We start from the raw sequence: 25,815 nt of genomic DNA, 5'->3' as shown, positions 1-25,815 counted from the left end.
ATTGTATGAATTGGAAAGTCATTTGCACATTACTAATCTTTACAACTTTGATGTTATCAGGATGCATGTATCCCTCAGAGAAGTTAGCAGAGAATCAAATCCCATATACCGACCAAATCCAAGCAGTTCAACAAGCGGTGAACACCTTTAAGGAGGATAATGGGGGAATTCTGCCGATAAAAACAAGAGATGCAGTGACTCCAATATATCAAAAATATCCGATAGATTTTAAAAAAATCGCTCCCAAGTACATTGCGGAGCCCCCGGGGAATGCCTTTGAAAGTGGCGGGATATTCCAATATGTTCTTGTAGATGTTGAAACCAATCCAACTGTAAAACTGTTAGACTTGAGGATGGTTGATACGATTCGTGATATCAAACTGAGGATTAAATCCAATGGATATCCGCCATATAAAGACAAACTTGCTGATAATGTATATACGATTGATTTTAATGAATTAGGATATAAACAGGAGCCATACGTGGTTAGTCCATATTCTAATCAAAATCTCCCATTTGTGGTCACAACAGATGCTGAAGTCTATGTCGATTATCGGCAGGATTTATACCAGCAGCTAAAAAAAGCAGAAAAGCCGGTAAAACCGGGTGAGGATATACGTAATATACTTGTGGAAGATTCCATGTTTGTTCCTGCCTATTCTTTGCCATACACAATTGATGAGAATAATGAGCCAGTTTTTTTAAAGCAATAAGAATGTCAAATAGTCATAACCCTTCACCTGCGAAATATATTGTAGGAGTAGGGTTTTTTTTTGGGCAAAAATGGATCACTTGTACTTTGCCTCGGGAACCCTCATCCGTTCAACTGTTCAGACACAACAGATACCTGCATATTCATGGAATATTTATTTAAGGGGGTAAAAAATTTATAAAAAAGTGTCATAACAATATAGGACAACGTCATAAATATATATTGTCCAAAAATATCTTGATGGATAATATTATCCCACTTTACTCTATGATCGGGAGGGGATCACTTGGAAAAGGTTGATATTTTCAAAGATATTGCCGAAAGAACTGGCGGTGATATTTATTTAGGAGTAGTAGGTGCTGTTCGAACAGGAAAATCCACATTTATTAAAAAATTTATGGAGCTTGTGGTTTTACCGAATATAGACAATGAGGCAGAGAGATCAAGAACAGTCGATGAACTTCCTCAGAGTGCAGCCGGGAAAACAATCATGACCACAGAGCCAAAGTTCGTTCCGAACCAAGCGGCAACTGTGCATGTTGATGAGGGTCTTAATGTAAATATTAGACTGGTTGATTGTGTTGGTTACACTGTCCCAGGTGCAAAAGGCTATGAGGATGAAAATGGCCCTAGGATGATTACTACCCCTTGGTACGAGGAACCTATCCCGTTCCATGAAGCCGCTGAAATTGGAACGCGAAAAGTGATTCAAGAGCATTCTACAATTGGGGTAGTGGTTACTACGGATGGGACAATTGGTGAAATTCCAAGAAGCAATTACATTGAAGCTGAGGAACGAGTCATTAACGAGCTGAAGGAAGTTGGCAAACCGTTTATTATGGTTGTCAATAGCGCCCAGCCATATCACCCTAGCACTGAAACACTTAGGTCTAGCTTAGCGGAAAAGTATGACATTCCTGTCCTTGCAATGAGTGTTGAAAGTATGCGTGACAGTGATGTACTTAATGTTCTTAGAGAGGCTCTATATGAGTTTCCAGTCCTTGAAGTTAATGTTAACCTGCCGAGCTGGGTAATGGTTTTGAGAGAAAATCACTGGCTGCGTGAAAGTTATCAAGAAGCTGTTAAAGAAACAGTTAAAGATATCAAGAGATTAAGAGATGTTGATCGGGTCGTACAGCAATTTAGCGACTTTGACTATATTGAGAGAGCTGGGTTAGCTGGAATTGAAATGGGTCAAGGTGTTGCAGAAATTGATTTATTTGCTCCAGACGAACTTTACGATGATATTTTAAAAGAAATTGTCGGGGTGGAAATCAGGGGTAAAGATCATCTCCTTGAACTCATGCAGGATTTTGCACATGCAAAAGCAGAATATGACCATATTTCTGATGCATTAAGAATGGTCAAACAAACTGGCTACGGAATTGCGTCGCCGTCACTTTCAGATATGAGCCTGGAAGAACCTGAAATTATCCGCCAAGGTGCAAGGTTTGGAGTTAGGCTGCGAGCGGTTGCCCCATCCATTCATATGATAAAGGTTGATGTTGAATCTGAGTTCGCTCCAATTATCGGTACAGAAAAGCAAAGTGAAGAGTTAGTGCGCTACCTAATGCAGGACTTCGAGGATGATCCATTATCCATTTGGAATTCTGATATATTTGGACGTTCGTTAAGCTCTATCGTTAGGGAGGGTATCCAAGCCAAGCTTTCCTTAATGCCAGAGAATGCAAGGTATAAACTAAAAGAGACGTTAGAGAGAATTATTAACGAAGGATCAGGCGGTTTGATTGCAATAATCCTTTAGGCTTAAAGACTCCATTTGGAGTCTTTTTTCTTTTTATTACAAATATCTATACCCATAATTACGAAATTTAGTAGAAATTTGTAGAAATGAAGAAAAGATTACCATTATTTCATGAATTATTCTTGATAAGCGTAAATGATTGTGATAATCTTTTATCAGACTTACGTTTGGTGCTTAAAACCTTTATATAATAAGGTTTTTATTAAAAAAGTAGATTAAAATATCAAAAACTGCATTTTTTGATTACTTTTCCAATAAAACCGCACTATGACGTATAGAAATTAGAAAAATTGTTTAGAAATGTAGATAAGTAATCTTATTTATGATTCTTAACTTATAATCATTGGGAGGAGGTGAATAGCATGAACAAGACAGAACTAATTAACGCAGTTGCAGAAGCAAGCGAGCTTTCTAAAAAAGACGCTACAAAAGCAGTTGATGCTGTATTTGATGCAATTCTAGATGCTTTGAAAAATGGTGATAAAGTCCAACTAATCGGTTTTGGAAACTTTGAAGTACGCGAACGCGCAGCACGTAAAGGACGTAATCCTCAAACTGGTGAGGAAATCGAAATTGGTGCAAGCAAAGTTCCTGCTTTCAAACCAGGTAAAGCACTTAAAGATGCAGTAAAATAATTACATAAATTTATTGCCTCGGCAAAAAGGTCATGGTAACCACCATGGCCTTTTTTCTTTTGGTTTCTTACTTTGAACATCAATTTTGTTGTGCTAATATGTATTTGTCATATATACTTGGTTGATATATAGTAGGGGGAATATGCATGTCTGAAGTGAATCGTACCCAAATTGAAGAAGCAGTACGTTTAATATTAACAGCGATTGGTGAAGATCCGAGCAGGGAAGGCTTGCTTGATACTCCGAAACGAGTAGCAAAAATGTATGAAGAGGTTTTTAGCGGTCTTAATGAAGATCCGAAAAAACATTTCGAGACCGTATTCAGTGAAGACCATGAAGAATTAGTTCTAGTGAAGGACATCCCGTTCTATTCCATGTGTGAACACCATCTAGTACCTTTCTTTGGAAAAGCACATGTGGCCTATATCCCAAAAGATGGACGTGTGACAGGGTTAAGCAAATTAGCAAGGGCAGTAGAGGCAGTCGCTAAAAGACCTCAGCTTCAAGAGAGAATCACCTCTACTATTGCTAATAGTTTGATGGAAAAATTAGCTCCACATGGAGTAATGGTTGTTGTTGAGGCAGAACATATGTGTATGACAATGCGCGGGGTAAAAAAACCGGGGTCAAAAACAGTAACAACTGCAGTACGGGGCAATCTTGCAAATGATACCATTGCTCGTTCTGAAATATTATCTTTAATTAAAAGTTAGTGGGGTGATACTATGGAAAAACGACAATCTCAAAGCAGCGATTTTGTTGTGATCAAAGCTGTTGATGATGGAGTTAATGTTATTGGATTGACGCGAGGCACTGACACAAAATTTCATCATTCTGAAAAGCTGGATAAAGGCGAAGTGCTTATAGCTCAATTCACCGAACATACATCAGCAATAAAGATTAGGGGAAATGCAAAAATAATGACTCAATTTGGCGAAATTGAAAGCGAAATGAAAAAGTAGTCAGTCATTCGTTTTACATTTTTATTTCATATCGGTGGAAATGTATTTATTTTGTGAATTTCTGCCCATACATAAGCTTTTATGATATAATTGTCACTGCCTTGTTTACACAAAAGGATCGTAATAAATATATTAATTCGGGGAAGCAAGGGTGATTAATTTGCCAGACATTCGACAAAAGTTTACAGACATTAAGGAGCAAGTTGAGCAAAAAGTATTTCATCCTTACTTGCTAAAATATATTGAGAAGCCTGTAATTGATGAAGATAAACTGCTTATTCTTGTGTCCATTATGGATCGACTCGAATTGTCTTACAATGAGTTAAAAAATTATACGATGACAACTATGCTCATCCAGATTGCCCTTGATACCCATGAGCATATATCTAATGCAAATGTGGATGAAAAAAATAGACAATTAACGGTCCTGGCTGGGGATTATTATAGTGGTTTATATTATAAACTACTGGCAGATTCTGAAAATATCATCATGATAAAAGAACTCTCAAAAGGGATAAAAGAGGTTAATGAACATAAAGTTTCTGTCTATCAAAAGGAACTTTACGATATTGAAAACCTAATGACAAGTATAAAGAGAATTGAAAGCTCTTTACTTGTGAAATTCTCTGAATGTTTTAAAGTGGACTTATGGAATGAATTTATAGCCAACTTATTTTTTTTCAAGCGCTTGCTTAACGAGAAGAACCTGTTTTTGGAAGCTAGAAGCAGCTATTTGTTTGAATACATGAAAGATATTACTAGTCCAAATAAAAACCTTACAATAAAAAATCTATCAGATAAACAGCAAAGAGATTTGCTTGTGATTTGTGATCGTTATCTTGATTCTTCAAAACAATTCCTGTTAAAAGGAATAAGTCAGCTGCCATATTTAAATGATATGCTTGAAGCTAGAATTACTTCGATCATTAATGAACATCAACCAATTGCGAAAACTTTAGTGGAAGAAGGGTAAGCAAATGCAGCAATCTAAGGAACAACGAGTTCATAAGGTCTTTGAGAAAATATCTGATAACTATGATAAAATGAACTCGGTTATTAGTTTTCAGCAGCACATCAAATGGCGTAAGGACACCATGAAAAGGATGAATGTCAAGCCAGGTTCGAAAGCGCTGGATGTATGTTGTGGAACAGGGGACTGGACGATTGCTTTAGCAGAAGCTGTTGGTCCTTCCGGTGAAGTGACTGGATTGGACTTTAGTCAAAATATGCTAAATGTCGGGATTGAAAAGGTGAAAAGCCTAGGCCTAAAGCAGGTTAACTTAATTCATGGTAATGCGATGGAACTGCCTTTCCCTGATAATAGCTTTGATTATGTAACGATAGGATTTGGGTTACGAAATGTTCCAGATTACCTTCAAGTATTAAAAGAAATGAATCGTGTTTTAAAACCAGGAGGCATTGCGGTCTGCCTTGAAACCTCCCAGCCTACTTTAGCAGGGTATAAACAGCTATATTATTTTTATTTTAAATTTATTATGCCTATGTTTGGCAAGCTATTTGCAAAGAGCTATAAAGAATACTCCTGGCTCCATGAATCGGCCCGCAATTTTCCGGGAATGAAAGAATTAGCTAGACTGTTTGAGACTGCCGGCTTTAAAGATGTTTATTATAAGCCATATAGTGGTGGTGCTGCAGCCGTACATTTCGGATATAAAAAGTAAATAAAAATAGACATGCAAACAGGATGAAAAGCTGGTGAATACAAATGAAATTAAAGATGATGTATTCATTTTTGAATTCAGATATAAATACAATTGAAAGAAAATTAGAAGAGACCATTCAGGCGGATTCTCTTCTTTTGAAACGGGCTTCTTTGCATACCCTTCAGGCAGGAGGTAAAAGAATTCGGCCTGTTTTTGTTTTATTGGCTGGTAAGTTTGGTCACTATGATATTAATATAATGAAATACGTTGCTGTTGCTTTGGAGCTTATACACATGGCTTCATTAGTACATGATGACGTCATTGACGACGCGGACTTGCGAAGAGGTCAGCCGACAGTTAAGGCAAAATGGGACAACAAGACTGCCATGTATACGGGGGATTTTATCTTTGCGCTCTCACTTGAATTGATGAGTGAACTAAATAAGCCCTTAGCTCATAAAATATTAGCCAATACCATTGTTGAGGTAACAGTTGGAGAAATTCAACAAATAAAGGATAAGTACCGTTTTGATCAAAATCTTAGGGATTATTTGCGCCGAATCAAAAGGAAGACAGCACTGCTCATTTCTGCAAGTTGTCAGCTTGGTGCTATTGCTGCAGATGTTGAAGAGTCCACTCATAAAAAACTGTACTTATTTGGTTATTACGTTGGAATGGCATTTCAAATTACAGACGATATCTTGGATTTTACTTCCTCAGAAGAGGAGCTGGGAAAGCCTGCAGGCAGTGACCTGCTTCAAGGGAATATTACAGCTCCCGCTCTATATGCAATGGAGAATGAAAACATTCGCAGGGAGATTAAAAAGGTTCACGAGGACATGGAGCCTGCTCAAATTCAAAAAATTATCACCCTTATTAAAGGGTCCGGTGCAATTGAAAAGTCGATCGCATTAAGCGATTTGTACTTAGATAAAGCACTAGCTGTACTAGAAGAGCTGCCAGCTAATCGAGCCAAAAAAACACTGCGAGATATCGCAAAATTCATCGGTCGAAGAAAATATTAAAAGGTAAGGAGCTAATCTGAGATTAGCTCCTTTTTTATGGACTTGTCTAGCTTCAGCGCCTAGAGGCTCGGGGTCATAAGTTTGTCTAGTTTCGGCTCCTTGGGACTCGAGTCATAAGCCGCCCCCTGAAGAAGGCAAAGAACGCCTTCTTTCAGGGTTCGTCTTATGCCTTCGTCCCAGGGCAGTCACCTCCACATTTCCGACAATCCGTCAAGAAGGTTAAAAAGCAACCTTCCTGCCGGCTCGCCTTATGCCTGTCGCCCCTAGGAAAAATTGAACTGCATTTTTCCCTGCCCAAGGCGCTTCCGCTTTTCTGGCTTGCGAAATATTCGAAACAATGTTAATATTTTCGGTGGGTTGTTCTTATTAACATCCATATACATACATAACTAGGAGTGGAATTCATGGAAAAAACATTTTTAATGGTGAAGCCTGATGGTGTACAACGTAATTTAATCGGAGAAATCGTTGCTCGTTTTGAAAAAAAGGGCTTCCAATTAGTTGGCGCTAAATTAATGAGCATTCCGACTGAACTTGCTGAGGAGCACTATGGTGAGCACAAAGAACGTCCATTCTTTGGTGAATTAGTAGATTTCATCACATCTGGTCCTGTTTTTGCTATGGTTTGGCAGGGTGAAAATGTGATTGCAACTGCACGTCAAATGATGGGGTCAACAAATCCTAAAGATGCTGCCCAAGGTACAATCCGTGGCGACTTTGGCTTAACAGTTGGCAAGAATGTTATTCACGGTTCAGATTCACCTGCAAGTGCAGAGCGTGAAATTGGATTATTTTTTAAAGATGGCGGCGTTGTTGAGTACTCTAAACTAGTTAACGAATGGATTTACTAATTTAGAGATAAAAGGCACTTGTATGCATATACAGGTGCCTTTTTTGTATGCGCATACATAAAAATGATTAAAATATTTCAAAACAATAGTGTACAAATAGGGTAACTGTTATTATCATTAAATAAATAATCATCTATCAATTTATGCTATTTTCAGATAATTATACTAGGTTTATTAGTCTAATTATGGTATATTGATAAAAATCCTTTAATGAGTTGAAGGGGGAAAGTGTAATGGGAATGAGATATTTAACAGCTGGAGAATCACACGGTCCGCAATTAACGACAATACTAGAGGGACTGCCAGCAGGAATGCCATTATTAGCTGAGGATATTAATACAGAGCTTGCAAGAAGGCAGCAGGGGTACGGCCGCGGCAGGCGAATGCAAATTGAAAAGGATACAGTTGAAATCACATCTGGAGTACGACATGGGGAAACACTTGGATCTCCAGTTGCTCTAGTAGTAAAGAATAATGACTGGAAGCATTGGACGAAAATTATGGGAGCAGACCCATTATTAGAGGGACAAGAGGATGAAGTAAAACGAAAAATAACTCGACCAAGACCAGGACATGCAGATTTAAACGGAGCTATAAAATATGGTCATCGAGATATGAGAAATGTTCTTGAGCGTTCATCTGCACGAGAAACTACTGTAAGAGTAGCAGCCGGTGCAGTTGCTAAGAAACTTTTATCGCTAGTCGGTGTTACACTTGTTTCCCATGTTGTTGAAATTGGCGGTATTAAAGCCAAGCCAAATACAAATTTATCAATTGAAGAGATAAAGGAAAGAACGGAGCTTTCATCTGTACGCTGTGCAGACCCTAGTGTAGAACAGGAAATGATGGATGCGATTGATAATGCTAAGAAAAATGGTGATTCAATTGGCGGAGTTGTTGAAGTCATTGCTTCAGGCATGCCTTCAGGAATAGGAAGCTATGTGCAATATGATAGAAAATTGGATGCAAAGCTCGCAGCAGCGATAATAAGTATTAATGCCTTTAAAGGTGTAGAATTTGGAATAGGCTTTGAAGCTGCAAGAAAGCCTGGAAGTGAAGTGCATGATGAGATTGTTTGGGACGAAGATAATGGTTATACGCGAAAGACGAACCGTCTAGGCGGTTTTGAAGGCGGTATGACAACAGGGATGCCAATTGTCGTTCGAGGAGTAATGAAGCCAATACCAACGCTATATAAGCCACTCATGAGCGTTGACATCGATAGTAAGGAGCCATTTTCTGCAAGTGTAGAGCGTTCCGACAGCTGTGCTGTTCCTGCAGCAGCGGTAGTGGCAGAAAATGTGGTCGCATGGGAGCTTGCTAATTCTCTTATTGATCAATTTTATAGTGACCGGTTCGAGACATTTGCTGCTGAAATTAACCGTCAGCGTGAATATGCGAGGGAATTTTAATGGAAGCCATTGAAATTCAAACAAGTTCCAAAAGCTATAATGTGTTTGTCGGTGAAGGCGTAAGAAGTGAAATAAGTACTTTTTTAAAGAATCATTTTACAAATCTGACTAGAATATTAATTATTACAGATGAAACAGTTGGCAGGATTCATCTTGATAAAGTATTACCCTTTTTAACTGAATGGAATCCAGTTGTTTTTACTGCTCCTAGTGGTGAAAAAGCAAAAACGTTCGAAGTCTTCTATGATGCCTTATCCGTGGCATTAGAAAACCGTCTAGACCGAAAATCTGCCATACTCGCTTTTGGCGGTGGTGCAGTAGGTGACTTATCTGGTTTTGTTGCTTCAGCGTTTATGAGGGGAATACCATTTATCCAAGTTCCAACTACCATCCTTGCTCATGATAGTGCAGTTGGGGGAAAAGTTGCTATTAATCATCCTTTAGGAAAAAATATGATTGGGGCTTTTCATCAGCCTGAGGCTGTTTTTTATGATTTAGAATTACTCCATACACTGCCTGAACAAGAAATTCGTTCTGGTTTTGCAGAGGTTATTAAACATGCACTTATTTACGATGCTAGCTTTTATAAAAGGTTAAAATCAGATATCGATAATCTTAACTCTTTAACCACTGAACAATTATTTGAATCCCTTACAAAGGGAATTCAAATAAAAAACGAATTTGTCTCAAAGGATGAAAAAGAGACAGGAATTCGAGCTTATTTGAATTTTGGACATACATTAGGACATGCAATTGAATCAGAAATGGGCTATGGTAATTTTACTCATGGTGAAGCTATAATGATTGGTATGATTTTTGCGTTAAAGATCAGTAAAGAGGTTTCTGGACTATCCTTTAATACAGAAGAATTTATTACCTGGGTCCGAGGGCTTGGGTACCAAACAGAAATACCAGCACATTTATCGGTTGAGCATTTACTTTCAAAAATGAAGCAGGATAAAAAGTCTGCAGGTGGTTCAGTAAAGTTTGTATTGTTAGAGCAATTAGGGAAACCAAAACTTCACGAGCTTTCGGATGATTTTCTAGTAGATCAGCTCAAGAATTTTTAAAAACAAGGGGTGCTTTTCATATGATTAGAGGGGTGAGGGGAGCAATCACCGTTGATTGCAATACCGAGGAAGCAATCGTATCTGCAACAGAAGGGCTTGTAAAACAATTGATTGAGGAAAACAATATTCTACCTGAGCAGGTAGCATCTGTTTTTATTTCAACAACAGAAGACTTAAACGCTGTTTTTCCAGCAAAAGCGCTGCGTAAATTTGCCGGCTGGACCTACGTCCCTGTTATGTGTATGAGAGAATTGCCAGTGCCAAATTCTTTGGAAATGTGCGTTAGAGTTATGATGCATGTAAATACGGCTGTAACACAGGAAGAAATTGTGCATGTTTATTTAGGGGGGGCAAAGGTATTAAGACCTGATTTAGGTAATACCTTGGCTAAATAGACAGCATTATAATATATAATCTTTAGGATGGAGTGGAGATAAATGAGATGGAAAAAGCAGTTATTAACACTGACTCCATATCAGCCAGGTAAATCAATTGAGTCAGTTAAAAAACAATATAATTTAGAACAGATTGTTAAGCTAGCCTCAAACGAAAATCCGTTTGGGTGTTCAAATAAAGTACTTTCTGCACTAAAAAACAATCAACCAGGCTTTGCTATTTACCCTGATGGCTACATGACCACTTTAAGGGAATCTGTAGCTTCTTTCTTAAATGTAAGTCAAGATGAATTAATATTTGGGAATGGTTCGGATAACATTATCCAAATTATTTCAAGGTCATTATTACATCCAGGGGCTAATACGGTAATGGCGACACCTTCTTTTTCCCAATACAAGCATAATGCTGTAATTGAAGGAGCAGAGATTAGGGAAATTCCATTACTCAATGGTGAGCATGATTTAGAGCAAATGTTTGCTGCCATTGATGAAAATACCAATGTTGTCTGGGTTTGCAGCCCTAATAATCCAACAGGTACATATGTAGCAGAAAATAAATTGATTGCCTTTTTAGATCAAGTTCCATCCCATGTTTTAGTTGTGTTGGATGAGGCCTATTATGAATACGTAGTTGCTGATGATTACTATAATTCAATTGAATTAACAGGCAAATATCCAAATTTAATTGTGTTACGAACATTTTCTAAAATATACGGACTTGCTTCATTAAGAGTTGGCTATGGTGTTGCCAACCGTTCAATAATTCAAGCACTTGAACCTGCAAGGGAACCGTTCAATGTTAATTCATTTGGACAGATTGCAGCTATAGCTGCTCTTGGAGATCAAGAGTTTGTCGAAAATTGCAAAGAGAAAAACAGACAAGGTTTGACTAAATTTTATGAATTCTGCGAACAATACGAACTAGAGTTTTATCCTTCTCAAACAAATTTTGTTTTAATAGATATTAATGCCGATGCTGATCAAGGATTTCAATTTCTATTAGAAAAAGGTTACATCGTTAGATCTGGAAAAGCATTAGGATTCCCTTCTTCATTAAGAATTACTATTGGTTCAGATGAACAAAATGAAGGTGTGTTAAAAGCACTAGGTGAATTTTTAACACAACAAAATACAGCTAAGCTCAGTGGAAAGTAGGCGGACTACCAATGAAAGGCCGAGTTTTTGTTATAGGGCTTGGGTTAATTGGCGGTTCTTTAGCTTTATGTATTAAGAAAGAGCATAAAGACGCTATCATAATAGGCTATGATATTCATCAAGAACAGGCTAGGCTGGCTAAAATGCTAGGAGTTATTGATGAAGTGGCTGATCATATAGCAGAAGGTGCTAAAGCCGCAGATTTAATTATTATTTCCGCACCAGTAATCGAAACGGAAGCGATTATTCACTTATTGTCAGATCAATCGTTAAATCCAGATGTAATCATTACTGATACCGGAAGTACAAAAAGTAAAATAGTTGCTAATGCTGCAAGCCTTATGAAAAAAGGATACACCTTTATCGGAGGTCATCCGATGGCTGGGTCACATAAAAGTGGTGTGTCTGCTGCAAAAGAAATCCTTTTTGAAAATGCCTTTTATCTCCTAACACCAGAGGAACATGTTGAAAAATCCAAAGTGGAAATGTTGAAGACATGGCTCAATGGCACAAATGCGAAATTTTTAAGTGTGACACCGGAAACCCACGATTATTTAACAGGTATCGTCAGCCATTTCCCTCATATCATTGCAGCCTCTATAGTGCGTCAAACAGAGAGGTTAGCTGGAGAAGAGAGTCTTATTCCGCGATTAGCAGCAGGAGGGTTTAGAGATATTACTAGGATTGCTTCTAGCAGCCCAGCAATGTGGAAGGATATTTTACTGCATAATCGCGAGGTTTTGATAGAGTTAATTGATAAATGGAAGGAAGAAATGGATTGGGTTAAGGAGTTACTCGAGCAGGAAGATAGTGGTGGAATTTTCCATTATTTTCAGCAGGCTAAGCAATACCGTGATGGCCTGCCGGTAAGAGAAAAAGGAGCAATTCCTTCATTTTACGATCTATTTGTTGATGTTCCGGACTACCCTGGTGTGGTTTCTGAGGTTACAGGATACCTGGCAAAAGAAAATATAAGTATAACAAATATTCGGATATTAGAAACTCGAGAGGACGAAATCTACGGAGTCCTTGTAATTAGTTTTCAAACAGAAGAGGACCGCCAGCGGGCAGAAAAGTGTATTCATAACTGCTCAAGCTACGCGACCTCAATTGGAACATAATTTGATTTGGAATATAGGTGATGAAATGGAATTAATAGAATTGCAGCCAACTATGAATGGTTTAAGGGGTATGATTGAAATACCCGGAGATAAATCAATTTCACATCGTTCAGTTATGTTTGGTTCAATTGCCCAAGGTGTAACAAGGGTGACAAATTTTCTGCCAGGCGATGATTGTTTAAGTACAATTTCTTGTTTTCGAAAGTTAGGAGTCGTAATTGAAGAAAATGAGAATGAATTAACTATCCATGGAAACGGATTTGATGGATTAAAGGAACCTAATGAGATATTGGATGTTGGGAATTCTGGAACAACCATTCGATTATTATTAGGGATTTTAGCGGGAAGACCATTCTTCTCTTCACTCATAGGTGATCACTCGATTGGCAAAAGACCTATGACAAGAGTGACGGAGCCACTTAGAACAATGGGTGCGCAAATTGATGGTCGTAAGAATGGAGAATTTACTCCCCTTAGTATTCGCGGTGGACATTTAAATCACATTCACTATAACATGCCTGTTGCTAGTGCTCAGGTGAAATCTGCGCTAATTCTTGCAGGTCTTCAAGCCGAGGGAGAAACAATCATAATCGAAAAAGCAGAATCGCGAGATCATACCGAAAGAATGATTCGGAAATTTGGTGGTGAAGTCGGGAAGGATAATCGTACAATTACGGTAAAAGGCGGTCAAAAGCTGAAAGCCTCTGATATTCTAGTTCCTGGAGATATTTCTTCAGCAGCTTTTTTCCTAGTTGCCGGTGCAATTGTTCCTGATAGTGAAATTGTCCTTATGAATGTAGGTCTAAATCCGACTAGAACGGGCATCATCGAGGTCATGAATCAAATGGGTGCCAATTTAGAAATTCATAACCATGATGAAGATGCTTTTGAACCAGCTGGAAATATTACGATTAAAACATCAAGTCTTAAAGGAACAGTCATTGAAGGTGATGTGATCCCAAGACTAATTGATGAAATCCCAATCATTGCCTTATTAGCTACACAAGCAGAAGGAACCACAATTATAAAAGATGCATCTGAGCTTAAAGTCAAAGAAACAAATCGAATTGATACGGTTGTGCAGGAATTATCGAAACTTGGAGCTTCAATAGAAGCTACTGAGGATGGAATGATTATTCATGGCGGAACTACTCTTAGAGGCGGAACCGTGTCCAGTCATGGTGATCATAGAATCGGAATGATGCTAGCGATTGCTTCACTGCTATGTAAGGACGAAGTTCAGCTTGAAAACCCAGAGGCCATTTCGGTTTCTTACCCTAACTTTTTCAGCCATCTTAATAGCTTGAAAAAATAAAGCTGCCACTTGTGCAGCTTTTTTTGAGTCTGTATTTTCCTGTCATAGTTTTTAAGATTGGCTCATAGCTTGTCTTAAGAACTTTAAAGCTAGGAAGGGGTGGTAGGATGGAGTATATTATTGAAAATGCCAACATTCTTAAGGAAACTGAACTTACAAAATCATCGTTGCTGATTAAAGGAAACCACATAGCTGCAAAATATGCTCAAATTCATCATAAGAAATTAATGAAAATGAATGCAGAATCTTTTATTATGACCCCATCTTATGTGCTTTTAGATTCAAGTATCCCTCTAAATGCTTCCTTTAAGGAATTTCGGAAATATATGATTGAGAATTTCCTTTTGAAAGGGTGTACCACCTTACTTACCTATATTTCGATTTCTTACGAAAGTGAATTAACAAAAAAGATAAATGAAACAAAAACGACACTTATGAGTAGTCCAATTGACTTTCTTATTAGTGTTAAAATTCCTCTGCGCCTTTTAACTCCTTCATTCATTAGGAAGTGTAAGAAAGAAAGAGTTCCTGCAATTTTTATAGATGTTGATCATTTCAGTGAACTAACTAAAATTCCTTGGGGTTGGATTAGGGAGGCTCTCTTTCCGTATAATTGTCCGCTTGTTCCAATATTTTCTAATGAAGGAAAGAAGGAAGCAAGGGGTGCTGTGTCGAAATGGAAAGGAATAATGGAAAGTGAAAAAATACCCGCAATATATGAGGAACTAATAGAGAATCAACCGTTGTCACTTCAAGTGTTAAACAAAATGGGCTTATATCCACAAAAGGCAAGCTTACTGCATGGAGCAGAAGTAAGCTATAATTTATATCTTAAGGCTAGAGAAATCATGAATGTTGATACAGTGGCTTTATTTCTTTATCATAGTAATAGACTTGTAGTAACAGTAAACAAGGGAAAAGTAATACGAGCAGGGGAAGAGGTTTTATTTAAACCAGGATATGGAGAATATGTTAGGGTGCGTACCCCATCTTATTTTGCATTATAGTCAATCAAGGGAACCGAGAGGATAGAGATCATGGACAGAATAAATAAAATTATCTCAATGTTGGAAAGCGGTCAACATATTGAAGCCATAAATGAATATAATGTTGTATTAACCAAAGGTCAGCCCGATGAAAAATTCATCCTTGCTGAAGAAATGTTCCAGTTTGGATTCTTAGATGAATCAAAGGCGCTAGTCGAAAATCTTTTGGCTATCTATCCTGAAGAGGGAGAACTCCTCGTCTTACTAGCTGAAATATTAGTGGAGTCTGGGAATGAGGAACAAGCAATTCTAGAATTAGAGAAAATCTCCGAACACGACCCCAGCTTTGGACAATCTCTCTTGCTTTTAGCAGACTTATATCAAGTTCAAGGATTATATGAGGTGTGTGAAAGAAAATTGCAGAAAGCTAAAGATATCCTGCCAGATGAGGTTATCATTGATTTCGCTTTAGGTGAACTCTACAGTGAAATAGGAGAAGTTACAAAAGCATTGATTTCATATGAAGCAGTTCTAAAGGAGTATCACGAAATTGCTGGTGTAAGCATTTTTCAACGAATGGCAGAGCTTTTGAGTGCCTCGGGGGAATTTGAAGAAGCATTAGCCTATTATGACAAAGCAATTGATGAGAAATTAGAAATTAATACGCTGTTTGGATATGCTTTTACAGCACTTCAAGCAGGATATAATCGGACTTCAATTGAGAAATTCGAGGAATTAAAAGGGCTTGACCCAGAATACCATTCCCTGTACTTACATCTAGCAAAGGCGTATGAACGGGAAGAAGAACTTGAAAATAGTCTAACGGCGATTCAAGAAGGCATTAAGCAGGATGAATTTAATAAAGATTTATATTTCTTTGGTGGTAAAATTGCCATTAAGCATGCAAAACCTGAGTTAGCTGAACAGTACTTCCGTGAGGCACTTGCATTAGATCCAGGCTTCACTGAGGCAGCGCTAACACTAAATAAGCTCTTTTTTCACCAAGAAAGGTATGAAGCAGTAATTGATTTAATCTCCCAGCTGGACTTTGTAGATGATGAGGAACCCCAGCTCCTTTGGGACTCTGCCCTAGCATATGAAAGGTTAGAGGAATATTCCGATGCATTAGACAAATATGAAAGTGCATATACTTTTTTTAAGAATAATGAAGCTTTTTTGAACGATTACGGTTATTTTCTAATTGAGGAAGGAAAAACCGACCTTGCTGCCGAAATTTTTAAACAGTTACAAAAAGGTGATCCAACAAATGGAGAGTATGCTGATTTGCTTGACCGTCTATTAAGTAGAGAGAATTAATAAAAAGCTGAATATACAGAGGAGGGAAACTATATATGGCAACCCCTGTTTCTGTCAACGAGAAAAAGGACTTTATTCGTTGGTTTTTAAATCATTATCAATTAAAAAGAAGAGAGTGTGTTTGGATTCTTAATTATTTAATGAGTCACGACCAATTAATGGAGAAGGTTCATTTTGTAGAGCAAGCACAGTATTGTCCACGTGGTCTGATCATGTCAACTCACTGCGTAGATAAAGTACCATTTCGCTTTTATAAAGAGAATGTAATGACCACTGATGCTGAAAAATCCTTCCATGATATTCGGTTAAATCGTGACGAAGATATTTTTATTCAATTAAACTTTCATGCTTCTAATCAAGCGCATCAATATGCAGCCGTATTAGAGGAAAACCCATTTGTACCAAAGCACCTGCAAGTAAATGAAAAAGACGGTATTGTAGCAGAACAATTTTTACAAAACAGCATTGAGCGGTTTCAACGGGAGAAGTTGCTTCAACTAATTGATGAAGCACTTGATAAGCAGGATAAAACAGCTTTTCGCGCATTAACTGAAAAGCTAAATCAACTAAAAGAAACAGAGAAAAACGGAAGCCTGCGATAAGCAGGCTTCCATTTTTTGTATACAGAATTCTTTTCCCTATTTCCTTTTATGTTTTTTTGAAAAAGTGATATGATAGAAGTAATGATGTGAAAAGGGCTGGTGTCATAAATGAAGTGGGTTTCAAAGGATATAGAAACATATTTAACTGCAAAGGAATACGTGGATACAGCAGTCATTCCCTTATACTCGGTTTCATTTGGGAATGAAATGAAGCAATCAGCCTCAAGTGCTGAATTTATTACGTTACTTACCAGTTACTTAGAAAGACAATTTACTGGAAGACTATTGTTACTTCCACCTTTTACATACCTAAAGAGTGATAAACCAGAAGACATAATAAAGCAGATGAAGAAATGGGAAGAAAATATTAAGAGGAACGAATTTAAGCATATTTTTTACATAACTTCAGAGAGTGATTGGAAAATATATGAGAAGGAGCTTGCCGGCTCATTAATTTGGCTTCCGTCTCTGCCGCTTGAGCATCTGAATGATCAACAAAAGATTTCAATGATTGAGAGCCAAGTGAAGCAGTTGTTAAGTATTTTTACGCAAAAATGGAGTGAAAAGGAATAATTCTTTTCTGAATAACATGTTTTTAAAATAGTATGATATTGACCTAGGAAAAAGTTTGATATATCATTGTTATGTCCTAGTTTTATATGTGTTTAATTTATGTCCGATGGACTTAACTTGTGAATAGAGGGGGGATAAGCATGAGTAAGCATCGCGTATCAAGAAGACAATTTTTAACCTACACACTTACAGGTGTAGGAGGGTTTATGGCGGCAGGAATGTTAATGCCAATGGTTCGTTTTGCAGTTGATCCAGTATTAACGGCGGAAGCAGGTGGAGATTTTATTGCAACTCCATTGAAAATTTCCGACATTACAAATGAACCACAACGAGTTGATTTCACGTTTGAGCAAAAGGATGCTTGGTATACTTCAGACGTTTCAAATACTGCCTGGGTTTATAAGGATGAACAGGATAACATAGTTGCCCTATCTCCTGTATGTAAACACTTAGGTTGTACGGTTGGCTGGGGTACTGGGGATCATTCTGATGAATTCTTCTGTCCATGTCACTTTGGAAGGTATACAAAGGATGGAACAAACGTTAAGGGAACTCCGCCAATTGCACCGCTGGATGTGTACCCATTCCAAGAAAAAGACGGTTTACTTTATTTAGGTAAAGCTGAGCCTAAGAAAAAGGAGGCGTAATCATTGTTAAACAAAATTTACGATTGGGTAGATGAACGTTTAGATATTACGCCTTTGTGGCGCGATATCGCAGATCATGAAGTACCTGAGCATGTTAATCCTGCGCATCACTTTTCTGCGTTTGTTTACTGCTTTGGCGGTATGACATTCTTTGTTACTGTAATTCAAATTCTATCTGGTATGTTCTTAACGATGTATTATGTACCGGATATTAAAAACGCATGGGAGTCTGTATTCTACCTTCAAAATCAGGTAGCTTTCGGACAAATCGTACGCGGTATGCACCACTGGGGTGCTAGTTTAGTTATTGTAATGATGTTCTTACATACATTACGCGTTTTCTTCCAAGGCGCTTACAAAAAACCTCGTGAACTAAACTGGATTGTTGGGGTTCTTATTTTCTTCATCATGCTAGCTTTAGGTTTAACAGGTTATTTATTACCTTGGGATATGAAAGCGTTGTTCGCTACAAAAGTTACATTGCAAATTATTGAAGCAGTGCCGTTTATTGGTGTACACCTGAAAACGTTACTATCGGGTCATGAGACGATTGTTGGTGCTCAAACCTTAACTCGTTTCTTTGCGATTCACGTGTTCTTCTTACCTGCTGCTTTATTTGGCTTAATGGCAGCTCATTTCATGATGATTCGTAAACAGGGTATTTCTGGACCACTATAATACTCTTAAATTGATTCTGATCTATTAATAATCTTAATTTACGAATAAAGGAGGGGGATTGTTCGATGCATCGCGGTAAAGGAATGAAGTTCGTCGGTGACTCACGTGTATTGGCACCTGAGGCCCGTACGAAAAAGAATATTCCAAAGGATTACTCAGAATACCCTGGTAAAACAGAGGCATTTTGGCCTAACTTCCTTTTGAAAGAATGGTTGGTAGGTGCAGTATTTCTTGTTGGGATTTTATGTTTAACAGTTGCACATCCTAGTCCACTTGAAAGGATTGCGGATCCATCAGATACAGGATATGTTCCAATGCCTGACTGGTATTTCTTGTTCTTATATCAATTACTGAAGTATGAATTTGCTGCTGGACCATATACAGTAGTTGGTGCTATGGTTATCCCTGGACTAGCTTTTGGAGCATTATTATTAGCTCCATTCTTAGATCGCGGACCAGAACGCCGTCCATCGAAGCGACCGTTGGCAACTGGATTTATGTTGCTGGCAATTGCTGGTATCACCTACCTAACATGGGAGGGCGCGAGTAACCATGACTGGGAAGCAGCAAAAGAATATGGTAAAATCGTAGCAACCGCTGACATTGACAAGACAACTGAAGAATACAAAATTGCTTCAGATAATACTTGTTTATCTTGTCACGGTGATGCCTTCCAGGGTGGAGCAGGTGCACCAACTTTAGTTGGCACTGGATTATCTGCTGATGAAATTGCAAAAATTGCAAAAGAAGGTGTAGGTACTATGCCTCCTGGAGTTTTCAAAGGTGACGACGAACAGCTTAAAAAGCTTTCTGAATACATCGCAAACTTAGGGAAATAATAAATGATTAATTTAAAGCTGACGGAATCACGTCAGCTTTTATTATTAATAAAATCAATGAAAAGAGGAAGAGATGTGAAATGGATTTATCCCCTCTTAGCAAATAAATCATTTTTACTACTGTTGTTGATTATCAATATTGCTGGAACGATCTACGGGTATGTGTGGTATGGCTGGCAATTAAAAGAGACTCCAGCTATTTTTCTAATATTTGTTCCAGACAGCCCGACTGCTAGCTTGTTTTTTGTCTTTGTAGTCGCTGCATTCCTGTTAAAAAAGAATTGGCCCCTTATGGAAGCACTTGCAATTGTTACTTTATTTAAGTATGGAATATGGGCTGTCGTAATGAATCTGCTAGTCTTTTTCGCACAGGGAGAGCTAGATTGGATTGGCGTAATGTTAATTTTCTCTCATTTTGCTATGGCAGTACAAGCCATATTGTATTCTCCCTTTTATCGTTTTAAATGGTGGCACCTAATAGTCACAGCGGTTTGGACATTACATAATGATGTTATTGATTACGTATTTTTTATGCTGCCACGATACCACATGTTAAATGAGGTTACACCAGAAATTGGTTACTTTACTTTTTGGCTTTCGATGGTATCAGTAGGTATTGGCTATTATTTTGTTATACGCCCTAATCGATTTAAACTAGAACTAAAATAGTTTATTGATAGGATAAAAGATGGTCTAACCTTGTCCACCCTTTCATACATTTTATTAGTAATGATAGGGGGGACAAGGTTTGAAGTATAAATGGTTGCTAATATTTGTTATTGTCATTATGCTCACTCCCATGACGGTAAGTGCTCACCAGCACACACCGATAGAGAAGCTAGATAATATCTCAGATGAAGCGCTGCAAATGATTAAATTTCAGAGATATGAAGATGGCAAAAAGCTGCTTAGTTATTTTTCAGCGCAATTCACGGATATCAAAAGCAAAGAACATCCTTTTACGATGGATGAATTAAGAATTATTAACGTATCCCATGATGAGGCAATGGAAGCAGCGGCCAGCTCAAATATGGATTATGAGGAAAGAGTCCAAAAGCTTACGAAGTTCCGTCTTGTAGTGGACGCGATTGCTACTAGCCATCAGCCACTTTGGACAGAGATGAAGTATCAGATTATGACTGCCTTCCAGGAAGCTAGAATTGCTGCCAGCACAGGTGATTCTGAACATTTCCACTCTAATTTTAATACTTTTATGTCCTTATATAATGTTATTTATCCAAGTATGAAAATTGATGTCTCTGCAGAAAATATTCAAAAAATAGATGCTCGTATCAATTTCATTGATGAATATCGTTCAGAGGTTGTTAGTAATGTAAAAAGCCAAGAGGAATTAGAAGGCCTTGAAATGGATTTAAAGAATCTATTTGATAATATGGATGAGGATGAGGCAGATCCATCACTATGGTGGGTTATCATATCTACAGGCAGCATTATCATCCTAACTTTATCTTATGTTGGCTGGAGAAAATATCTTGGTGAAAAGAACATGAGAAAAAACCGTTCGAGCGTTCATAAGGATTAATAAAAGCAATGTCCAACAGGACATTGCTTTTTAGCTGTCTAGCGCAAGCGGCCTAGGGGCTCGGGCGCTTGCGCTTTTCTATATTTCTATAGGCTTTTTATTTTCATCTAGTGTAAATCCTTCTCCGTGGACATCATGGACAACAGTGACAGAAACAAACGCATGTGGGTCTACTGAGGTAATTAAATTTTTTAAACGAACGATTTCGTTTTTAGCTACAACACAGTACAAAACTTCTCTCTCTAGTTTAGTAAAAGAACCATATCCCTTTAGAACAGTAACTCCCCTTTCCATTTCATCCATAATTTTTTTTGCGATATCATCATTTCTATCAGAAACAATCATCGCACCCCTTGCCGTATAGGCACCTTCTTGAATAAAATCAATAACCCTGGCTCCAATAAATACTGCAACTAGTGTATACATTGCCTCTTTATAATTGAGATAGGTAAGAACAGAGGCCCCGATCACACCAATGTCAAAGATAAACATAGTCCTTCCCATGCTCCAACCTGCATATTTCTGGACAAGTCGTGCAATGATATCGACTCCACCTGTCGTACCACCATAGCGAAAGATAATTCCTAATCCAATTCCAAGAAAAACACCCGCAAACAGTGCAGCGAGTAATAAGTCATCTTTTAGCGGCATGTCAACCGAATAACGCTGGAATATCCATAAAAAAACGGATAGACCAACCGTGCCAAGAAGTGTGTAAATAAAAGCATTTCTACCGAGTAATTTCCAGCCGACAAAAAAGAGAGGGATATTTAAAATTAAGTTTGTATAAGATGGATCCCATTTGAACATGAAGTATAGAAGAAGAGTTATACCTGTAAAGCCGCCTTCGGCAAGTTTATTTTGCATATTAAAATTGACCAGTCCAAAAGACATAATCGCTGTTCCAATTAAAATAAATAAAACGTTTTTCAATTTAAGTCCAAATATCATATTCTTTTCTCCTCTACCACAATTTTCCTTAGCCAGCGGCTTTTATTATAGCGAATTAATAGTAGAAGAGCAATTTTAGGCTGGAAAGTGATACTTAATGCGAAAATATTTGTAAAACTAACTTTTTTTAGCTAATGTATTTAGTATAGTTGTTTTACAATTATTAAAAGAGGTGAATATGTGTGGTCAATGGCAAATCTATCAAAGACCTGCAGAAGGATGTAGATACATACATAAGTCAATTCAAGGAAGGGTATTTTAGTCCGCTTGCAATGGTAGCCCGGCTAACGGAAGAGCTAGGTGAGCTTGCTAGAGAAGTCAATCATCAATATGGTGAGAAGCCTAAGAAATCCAGCGAAACGGAAAAGGCTATTGAGGAGGAGCTGGGTGATCTTCTTTTTGTTATCATTTGTTTGGCCAACTCATTAAATATTGACTTGGAAGAAGCACACGAATATGTCATGAACAAATTTAATACCAGAGACAAGGACCGCTGGACAAGGATAGAAACGAAGGATGAGGAGTGAAGAGGTATGGAAACGGTGAAAATTATTATAGCGGGACCACGCGGACGGATGGGGAGCGAAGCTGTCAAAATGGTAACCAATACGGAACATTTTGAGTTAGTGGGAGCAGTAGACCATAAACACGATGGCCATATGTTAAGTGACTTAGAGGGTTTTCATTCAATGAAAAACGTCCCTATTTATTCAACCATTGAACAGTGCCTGCAAAATGTTGAGTGTGATGTATTAATTGACCTAACTACACCTGAAGTTGGCATGCATCATGCCAGAACAGCACTTCATCATAATGTGAGACCTGTGGTGGGTACTACTGGTTTTACAAAAGCTGACTTAGAAGAGTTGGAGGGTATATGTAAGGAAAAGGGACTAGGCTGTATAATAGCACCAAATTTTGCACTTGGCGCTGTTTTAATGATGAAGTTTTCACAAATGGCTGCAAAATATTTTAATGATATTGAAATAATTGAACTACACCACGATCAAAAGCTTGACGCTCCATCCGGGACTGCTGTTAAAACTGCTGAAATGATTGCGTCTGTAAGAGAATTCAAACAACAGGGCCATCCTGATGAGAAAGAAACAATAAATGGTGCAAGGGGTGCAGAGTTCAACGGAATGCACATTCACTCAGTGAGATTGCCAGGCTTAGTGGCCCATCAACAGGTTTTATTTGGTTCAGATGGTCAAACGCTATCCATTCGTCATGATTCCTATAATCGCGCCTCATTTATGTCTGGTGTGAAAATAGCCGTAGAGACGGTAATGAAGCAAGACCTTTTTGTATATGGACTTGAAAATATTCTAGAATAGGAGCACTAATATGAATATAGCCTTAATTGCACATGATAATAAAAAGAATGATCTAGTACAATTTGTGACAGCTTACCAAACTATCTTTTCAGAGCACACCCTTTTTGCAACGGGGACTACTGGTCTTAGAATACAAGAAGCAACAGGATTACCTATTACTAGATTTCAATCTGGCCCTCTAGGAGGAGATCAGGAAATCGGTGCGATGATTGCAAAAAATAAAATGGACGCGATTTTCTTTTTCAGAGATCCACTTACAGCTCAGCCGCATGAACCTGATGTGACCGCACTCGTTCGCCTATGTGACGTGTATTCCATACCCCTGGCTACAAATATGGGGACTGCGGAACTATTGATTAGAGGATTAGATGAGGGTTTCTTAGAATGGAGAAACATTGTTCATGAGACCGGTGAAAGAGATGAGCGATAAGCCCTTACATATATTAGCATTCGGTGCCCATGCTGATGACGTCGAAATTGGCATGGGAGGAAGTATCGCAAAACTGACAGCAAGAGGGAAAAGAATAGGTATTTGTGATTTAACGGAGGCTGATCTTTCTTCTAATGGGACGATTGAGATAAGGAAAGCGGAAGCAAATCAAGCAGCTGAAATATTAGGAGTATCTACGAGACTGTCACTTGCATTTCCAGATAGAGGCCTGCTTCTGCAGGAGGAATTCATTAGGAAGATTGCTTTCGTCATTAGAAGGTATCAACCACAAATTGTCTTTGCTCCTTACTTTGAAGACCGCCATCCTGATCATGGAAACTGCGCCCGCCTTGTGGAAGAGGCGGTCTTTTCTGCGGGTATAAGGAAATACCGTACCGAGGATAGCCAAGCACCCCACAAGGTTTCAAAAGTGTATTTTTATATGATAAACGGCTTCCATAAGCCAGATTTCACTATTGATATATCAGATACGATGGAGTATAAAATTGCAGCCTTAAGGGCTTATAAAAGCCAATTTGAGCAAACAGAAAATAGTGTTAAAACGCCACTGGTTAATGGTTATATCGAAACCGTTGAGGCAAGGGAAAGGCTATTTGGTCAACAAGTTGGAGTTGATTTTGCAGAGGGGTTTAAATCAAAGGTGCCAATCCTCTTGAATTGTGACTTGATGGGAGATTGTAAATGAGGAAACTTAAAATTGGGATTACCTGTTATCCTACTGTTGGCGGCTCGGGAGTGGTGGCGACAGAATTAGGGAAAATGTTAGCTGAGAAAGGGCATGAAATCCATTTCATCTCGTCTAGCATGCCGTTTAGGCTTAATAGAATGTATCATAATATTTTTTATCATCAGGTTGAAGTGAATCAATACTCTGTTTTTCAATATCCGCCCTATGATATTGCTTTAGCAAGTAAGATGGCCGAGGTTGCTAATAGAGAAAATCTAGACATTCTTCATGTTCATTATGCAATTCCACATGCCGTTTGCGCGATCTTGGCAAAACAGATGTCAAAAGTGGATGTAAAGATTGTCACCACTCTGCACGGTACAGACATAACCGTTCTTGGGTACGATCCATCCCTGACAGAAGCCATTAAATTTGGGATTGAAAAATCGGATGTAGTAACCGCTGTTTCAAGGTCTTTAATTGAGCAAACCAAAGAACTTATTCAGCCAGACAAACAAATAGAAACGGTCTATAACTTTATTGATGAAAGAATTTATCAAAAAAGAGAAGCAAATCATTTAAGAAAAGAATTCGGAATTAAAGATAAAGAAAAGGTCGTCATCCATGTTTCAAATTTTCGACCAGTTAAACGTGTTCAGGATGTTGTAAAAACGTTCGCAAAGATTTCTGCTGCTATGCCGGCAAAGCTTTTGCTTGTTGGTGATGGGCCTGAAATGACGCCTGTGTGCAGACTTGTAAAGAAACTAGGATTAACAGAAAAAGTTCACCTCTTAGGTAAACAGGAAAACCTTGATGAATTATACTCCATCAGTGATATAAAGCTGTTATTATCTGAAAAAGAAAGCTTTGGGCTGGTGGCTCTCGAGGCAATGGCCTGCGGTGTACCTTGTATCGGAACGAATGTTGGCGGGCTGCCTGAAGTCATTCAGCATGGAAAGACTGGATACATTTGTGAATTAGGGGATATTGACGATATTTCTAAGAAAGCTATCACGCTATTAAGTAATCAACAAATTCATGAACAATTTGCCAGTAATGGATTATCTGTTGTGAAAACAAAATTTAGAGCCGAACAAATTGTCGGGAAATATGAGCAATTATATTATAAGCTCTTAAACTAA

General features: G+C 38.1%; 30 protein-coding genes. 29 read left to right on the top strand and 1 reads right to left on the bottom strand.

Annotation, left to right across the window (positions count from 1 at the left end):
- The first annotated feature begins 5 nt into the window (after positions 1 to 5).
- The 24 genes from ACY3XC_RS01790 to ypjB all read left to right on the top strand — a co-directional run bounded on the left by ACY3XC_RS01790 (position 6) and on the right by ypjB (position 21,267).
- On the top strand, positions 6 to 713 hold the full coding sequence (locus tag ACY3XC_RS01790) for a hypothetical protein (protein ID WP_464867038.1): 708 nt from the start codon (positions 6 to 8) through the stop codon (positions 711 to 713).
- A gap of 285 nt (positions 714 to 998) precedes the next feature.
- Complete coding sequence (spoIVA, locus tag ACY3XC_RS01785) at positions 999 to 2,477, top strand: stage IV sporulation protein A (RefSeq protein WP_045517337.1); 1,479 nt, start codon at positions 999 to 1,001, stop codon at positions 2,475 to 2,477.
- A gap of 362 nt (positions 2,478 to 2,839) precedes the next feature.
- Positions 2,840 to 3,112 (top strand): non-specific DNA-binding protein Hbs, encoded by a 273-nt coding sequence (gene hbs / locus ACY3XC_RS01780; RefSeq protein ID WP_066060959.1) that lies wholly within the window; start codon positions 2,840 to 2,842, stop codon positions 3,110 to 3,112.
- 146 nt (positions 3,113 to 3,258) lie between these two features.
- Positions 3,259 to 3,825 carry a GTP cyclohydrolase I FolE gene (folE, locus tag ACY3XC_RS01775; protein ID WP_133367205.1) on the top strand — a complete coding sequence of 189 codons (567 nt, stop codon included), beginning with the start codon at positions 3,259 to 3,261 and terminating at the stop codon, positions 3,823 to 3,825.
- Between the two features lie 12 nt (positions 3,826 to 3,837).
- Positions 3,838 to 4,074 (top strand): trp RNA-binding attenuation protein MtrB, encoded by a 237-nt coding sequence (gene mtrB / locus ACY3XC_RS01770; RefSeq protein WP_464867037.1) that lies wholly within the window; start codon positions 3,838 to 3,840, stop codon positions 4,072 to 4,074.
- 151 nt (positions 4,075 to 4,225) lie between these two features.
- Positions 4,226 to 5,047 (top strand): heptaprenyl diphosphate synthase component 1, encoded by an 822-nt coding sequence (locus ACY3XC_RS01765; RefSeq protein ID WP_368737755.1) that lies wholly within the window; start codon positions 4,226 to 4,228, stop codon positions 5,045 to 5,047.
- 4 nt (positions 5,048 to 5,051) lie between these two features.
- Entirely contained in the window at positions 5,052 to 5,756 is a 705-nt protein-coding gene (locus ACY3XC_RS01760; protein WP_464867036.1) for a demethylmenaquinone methyltransferase, read from the top strand.
- A 44-nt stretch (positions 5,757 to 5,800) separates the two neighbouring features.
- A complete protein-coding gene (gene hepT, locus ACY3XC_RS01755; protein WP_464867035.1) occupies positions 5,801 to 6,763 on the top strand; it encodes a heptaprenyl diphosphate synthase component II in 963 nt (320 codons plus the stop codon).
- Between the two features lie 404 nt (positions 6,764 to 7,167).
- A complete protein-coding gene (ndk, locus tag ACY3XC_RS01750; RefSeq protein ID WP_179156935.1) occupies positions 7,168 to 7,614 on the top strand; it encodes a nucleoside-diphosphate kinase in 447 nt (148 codons plus the stop codon).
- A 239-nt stretch (positions 7,615 to 7,853) separates the two neighbouring features.
- A complete protein-coding gene (gene aroC / locus ACY3XC_RS01745) occupies positions 7,854 to 9,026 on the top strand; it encodes a chorismate synthase (protein ID WP_179157317.1) in 1,173 nt (390 codons plus the stop codon).
- Entirely contained in the window at positions 9,026 to 10,096 is a 1,071-nt protein-coding gene (aroB, locus tag ACY3XC_RS01740; RefSeq protein ID WP_464867034.1) for a 3-dehydroquinate synthase, read from the top strand. The genes aroC and aroB overlap by 1 nt, the downstream gene beginning before the upstream one ends.
- Before the next feature lie 20 nt (positions 10,097 to 10,116).
- Positions 10,117 to 10,491 carry a chorismate mutase gene (aroH, locus tag ACY3XC_RS01735; protein ID WP_464867033.1) on the top strand — a complete coding sequence of 125 codons (375 nt, stop codon included), beginning with the start codon at positions 10,117 to 10,119 and terminating at the stop codon, positions 10,489 to 10,491.
- Between the two features lie 42 nt (positions 10,492 to 10,533).
- Complete coding sequence (gene hisC / locus ACY3XC_RS01730; protein WP_464867032.1) at positions 10,534 to 11,646, top strand: histidinol-phosphate transaminase; 1,113 nt, start codon at positions 10,534 to 10,536, stop codon at positions 11,644 to 11,646.
- Positions 11,647 to 11,657: 11 nt separating this feature from the next.
- Positions 11,658 to 12,767, top strand: a complete 1,110-nt coding sequence (locus ACY3XC_RS01725) for a prephenate dehydrogenase (protein WP_464867031.1) — start codon at positions 11,658 to 11,660, stop codon at positions 12,765 to 12,767.
- 25 nt (positions 12,768 to 12,792) lie between these two features.
- The gene (aroA, locus tag ACY3XC_RS01720) at positions 12,793 to 14,082 is read left to right on the top strand and encodes a 3-phosphoshikimate 1-carboxyvinyltransferase (protein WP_464867030.1); all 1,290 of its coding nucleotides are present in this window, start codon (positions 12,793 to 12,795) and stop codon (positions 14,080 to 14,082) included.
- Between the two features lie 107 nt (positions 14,083 to 14,189).
- Entirely contained in the window at positions 14,190 to 15,089 is a 900-nt protein-coding gene (locus ACY3XC_RS01715; RefSeq protein WP_464867029.1) for a hypothetical protein, read from the top strand.
- 30 nt (positions 15,090 to 15,119) lie between these two features.
- A complete protein-coding gene (locus tag ACY3XC_RS01710) occupies positions 15,120 to 16,385 on the top strand; it encodes a tetratricopeptide repeat protein (RefSeq protein ID WP_464867028.1) in 1,266 nt (421 codons plus the stop codon).
- 35 nt (positions 16,386 to 16,420) lie between these two features.
- A complete protein-coding gene (locus ACY3XC_RS01705; protein ID WP_179156927.1) occupies positions 16,421 to 16,987 on the top strand; it encodes a ReoY family proteolytic degradation factor in 567 nt (188 codons plus the stop codon).
- Positions 16,988 to 17,095: 108 nt separating this feature from the next.
- Entirely contained in the window at positions 17,096 to 17,560 is a 465-nt protein-coding gene (locus ACY3XC_RS01700; protein ID WP_464867027.1) for a YpiF family protein, read from the top strand.
- A gap of 140 nt (positions 17,561 to 17,700) precedes the next feature.
- Positions 17,701 to 18,207: a QcrA and Rieske domain-containing protein gene (locus tag ACY3XC_RS01695; protein WP_218781025.1), complete on the top strand. Its 507-nt coding sequence runs from the start codon at positions 17,701 to 17,703 to the stop codon at positions 18,205 to 18,207.
- Positions 18,208 to 18,210: 3 nt separating this feature from the next.
- On the top strand, positions 18,211 to 18,885 hold the full coding sequence (gene qcrB / locus ACY3XC_RS01690; protein ID WP_179156925.1) for a menaquinol-cytochrome c reductase cytochrome b subunit: 675 nt from the start codon (positions 18,211 to 18,213) through the stop codon (positions 18,883 to 18,885).
- 65 nt (positions 18,886 to 18,950) lie between these two features.
- Positions 18,951 to 19,724, top strand: a complete 774-nt coding sequence (locus ACY3XC_RS01685; RefSeq protein WP_179156924.1) for a menaquinol-cytochrome c reductase cytochrome b/c subunit — start codon at positions 18,951 to 18,953, stop codon at positions 19,722 to 19,724.
- Between the two features lie 75 nt (positions 19,725 to 19,799).
- On the top strand, positions 19,800 to 20,393 hold the full coding sequence (gene lhaT, locus ACY3XC_RS01680) for a lipoprotein heptaprenylglyceryl N-acetyltransferase LhaT (protein WP_464867454.1): 594 nt from the start codon (positions 19,800 to 19,802) through the stop codon (positions 20,391 to 20,393).
- Positions 20,394 to 20,472: 79 nt separating this feature from the next.
- A complete protein-coding gene (gene ypjB / locus ACY3XC_RS01675) occupies positions 20,473 to 21,267 on the top strand; it encodes a sporulation protein YpjB (protein ID WP_256988858.1) in 795 nt (264 codons plus the stop codon).
- A 78-nt stretch (positions 21,268 to 21,345) separates the two neighbouring features.
- On the opposite strand, the gene ACY3XC_RS01670 is transcribed toward ypjB, so the two are convergent.
- Positions 21,346 to 22,218 (bottom strand): YitT family protein, encoded by an 873-nt coding sequence (locus ACY3XC_RS01670; protein ID WP_464867026.1) that lies wholly within the window; start codon positions 22,216 to 22,218, stop codon positions 21,346 to 21,348.
- A gap of 182 nt (positions 22,219 to 22,400) precedes the next feature.
- Here ACY3XC_RS01670 and ACY3XC_RS01665 point away from each other — a divergent pair, with 182 nt between their 5' ends.
- Genes ACY3XC_RS01665 through bshA form a run of 5 tightly spaced genes read left to right on the top strand, consistent with a single transcriptional unit; the run spans position 22,401 to position 25,815 of the window.
- On the top strand, positions 22,401 to 22,745 hold the full coding sequence (locus ACY3XC_RS01665; RefSeq protein WP_179156922.1) for a nucleotide pyrophosphohydrolase: 345 nt from the start codon (positions 22,401 to 22,403) through the stop codon (positions 22,743 to 22,745).
- A 6-nt stretch (positions 22,746 to 22,751) separates the two neighbouring features.
- Positions 22,752 to 23,555, top strand: a complete 804-nt coding sequence (gene dapB / locus ACY3XC_RS01660; RefSeq protein ID WP_464867025.1) for a 4-hydroxy-tetrahydrodipicolinate reductase — start codon at positions 22,752 to 22,754, stop codon at positions 23,553 to 23,555.
- Between the two features lie 10 nt (positions 23,556 to 23,565).
- A complete protein-coding gene (mgsA, locus tag ACY3XC_RS01655; protein ID WP_464867024.1) occupies positions 23,566 to 23,985 on the top strand; it encodes a methylglyoxal synthase in 420 nt (139 codons plus the stop codon).
- A complete protein-coding gene (gene bshB1 / locus ACY3XC_RS01650) occupies positions 23,975 to 24,691 on the top strand; it encodes a bacillithiol biosynthesis deacetylase BshB1 (RefSeq protein WP_464867453.1) in 717 nt (238 codons plus the stop codon). The genes mgsA and bshB1 overlap by 11 nt, the downstream gene beginning before the upstream one ends.
- A complete protein-coding gene (bshA, locus tag ACY3XC_RS01645) occupies positions 24,688 to 25,815 on the top strand; it encodes an N-acetyl-alpha-D-glucosaminyl L-malate synthase BshA (RefSeq protein WP_464867023.1) in 1,128 nt (375 codons plus the stop codon). Before bshB1 ends, bshA begins: the two co-directional genes overlap by 4 nt.

It is taken from the genome of Bacillus sp. CZDM1 (assembly GCF_055502545.1).
This window is presented reverse-complemented; position numbering and strand designations above follow the sequence as displayed.

Excerpts from the sequence above, each read along its gene's own strand:
- ACY3XC_RS01790 (WP_464867038.1), top strand. The coding sequence starts at position 6 with ATGAATTGGAAAGTCATTTGCACATTACTAATCTTTACAACTTTGATG.
- hbs (WP_066060959.1), top strand. The coding sequence starts at position 2,840 with ATGAACAAGACAGAACTAATTAACGCAGTTGCAGAAGCAAGCGAGCTT.
- folE (WP_133367205.1), top strand. The coding sequence starts at position 3,259 with ATGTCTGAAGTGAATCGTACCCAAATTGAAGAAGCAGTACGTTTAATA.
- mtrB (WP_464867037.1), top strand. The coding sequence starts at position 3,838 with ATGGAAAAACGACAATCTCAAAGCAGCGATTTTGTTGTGATCAAAGCT.
- ACY3XC_RS01760 (WP_464867036.1), top strand. The coding sequence starts at position 5,052 with ATGCAGCAATCTAAGGAACAACGAGTTCATAAGGTCTTTGAGAAAATA.
- hepT (WP_464867035.1), top strand. The coding sequence starts at position 5,801 with ATGAAATTAAAGATGATGTATTCATTTTTGAATTCAGATATAAATACA.
- ndk (WP_179156935.1), top strand. The coding sequence starts at position 7,168 with ATGGAAAAAACATTTTTAATGGTGAAGCCTGATGGTGTACAACGTAAT.
- aroC (WP_179157317.1), top strand. The coding sequence starts at position 7,854 with ATGAGATATTTAACAGCTGGAGAATCACACGGTCCGCAATTAACGACA.
- aroB (WP_464867034.1), top strand. The coding sequence starts at position 9,026 with ATGGAAGCCATTGAAATTCAAACAAGTTCCAAAAGCTATAATGTGTTT.
- aroH (WP_464867033.1), top strand. The coding sequence starts at position 10,117 with ATGATTAGAGGGGTGAGGGGAGCAATCACCGTTGATTGCAATACCGAG.
- hisC (WP_464867032.1), top strand. The coding sequence starts at position 10,534 with ATGAGATGGAAAAAGCAGTTATTAACACTGACTCCATATCAGCCAGGT.
- ACY3XC_RS01725 (WP_464867031.1), top strand. The coding sequence starts at position 11,658 with ATGAAAGGCCGAGTTTTTGTTATAGGGCTTGGGTTAATTGGCGGTTCT.
- aroA (WP_464867030.1), top strand. The coding sequence starts at position 12,793 with ATGGAATTAATAGAATTGCAGCCAACTATGAATGGTTTAAGGGGTATG.
- ACY3XC_RS01715 (WP_464867029.1), top strand. The coding sequence starts at position 14,190 with ATGGAGTATATTATTGAAAATGCCAACATTCTTAAGGAAACTGAACTT.
- ACY3XC_RS01710 (WP_464867028.1), top strand. The coding sequence starts at position 15,120 with ATGGACAGAATAAATAAAATTATCTCAATGTTGGAAAGCGGTCAACAT.
- ACY3XC_RS01705 (WP_179156927.1), top strand. The coding sequence starts at position 16,421 with ATGGCAACCCCTGTTTCTGTCAACGAGAAAAAGGACTTTATTCGTTGG.
- ACY3XC_RS01700 (WP_464867027.1), top strand. The coding sequence starts at position 17,096 with ATGAAGTGGGTTTCAAAGGATATAGAAACATATTTAACTGCAAAGGAA.
- ACY3XC_RS01695 (WP_218781025.1), top strand. The coding sequence starts at position 17,701 with ATGAGTAAGCATCGCGTATCAAGAAGACAATTTTTAACCTACACACTT.
- ACY3XC_RS01685 (WP_179156924.1), top strand. The coding sequence starts at position 18,951 with ATGCATCGCGGTAAAGGAATGAAGTTCGTCGGTGACTCACGTGTATTG.
- ACY3XC_RS01670 (WP_464867026.1), bottom strand. The coding sequence starts at position 22,218 with ATGATATTTGGACTTAAATTGAAAAACGTTTTATTTATTTTAATTGGA.
- dapB (WP_464867025.1), top strand. The coding sequence starts at position 22,752 with ATGGAAACGGTGAAAATTATTATAGCGGGACCACGCGGACGGATGGGG.
- mgsA (WP_464867024.1), top strand. The coding sequence starts at position 23,566 with ATGAATATAGCCTTAATTGCACATGATAATAAAAAGAATGATCTAGTA.
- bshB1 (WP_464867453.1), top strand. The coding sequence starts at position 23,975 with ATGAGCGATAAGCCCTTACATATATTAGCATTCGGTGCCCATGCTGAT.
- bshA (WP_464867023.1), top strand. The coding sequence starts at position 24,688 with ATGAGGAAACTTAAAATTGGGATTACCTGTTATCCTACTGTTGGCGGC.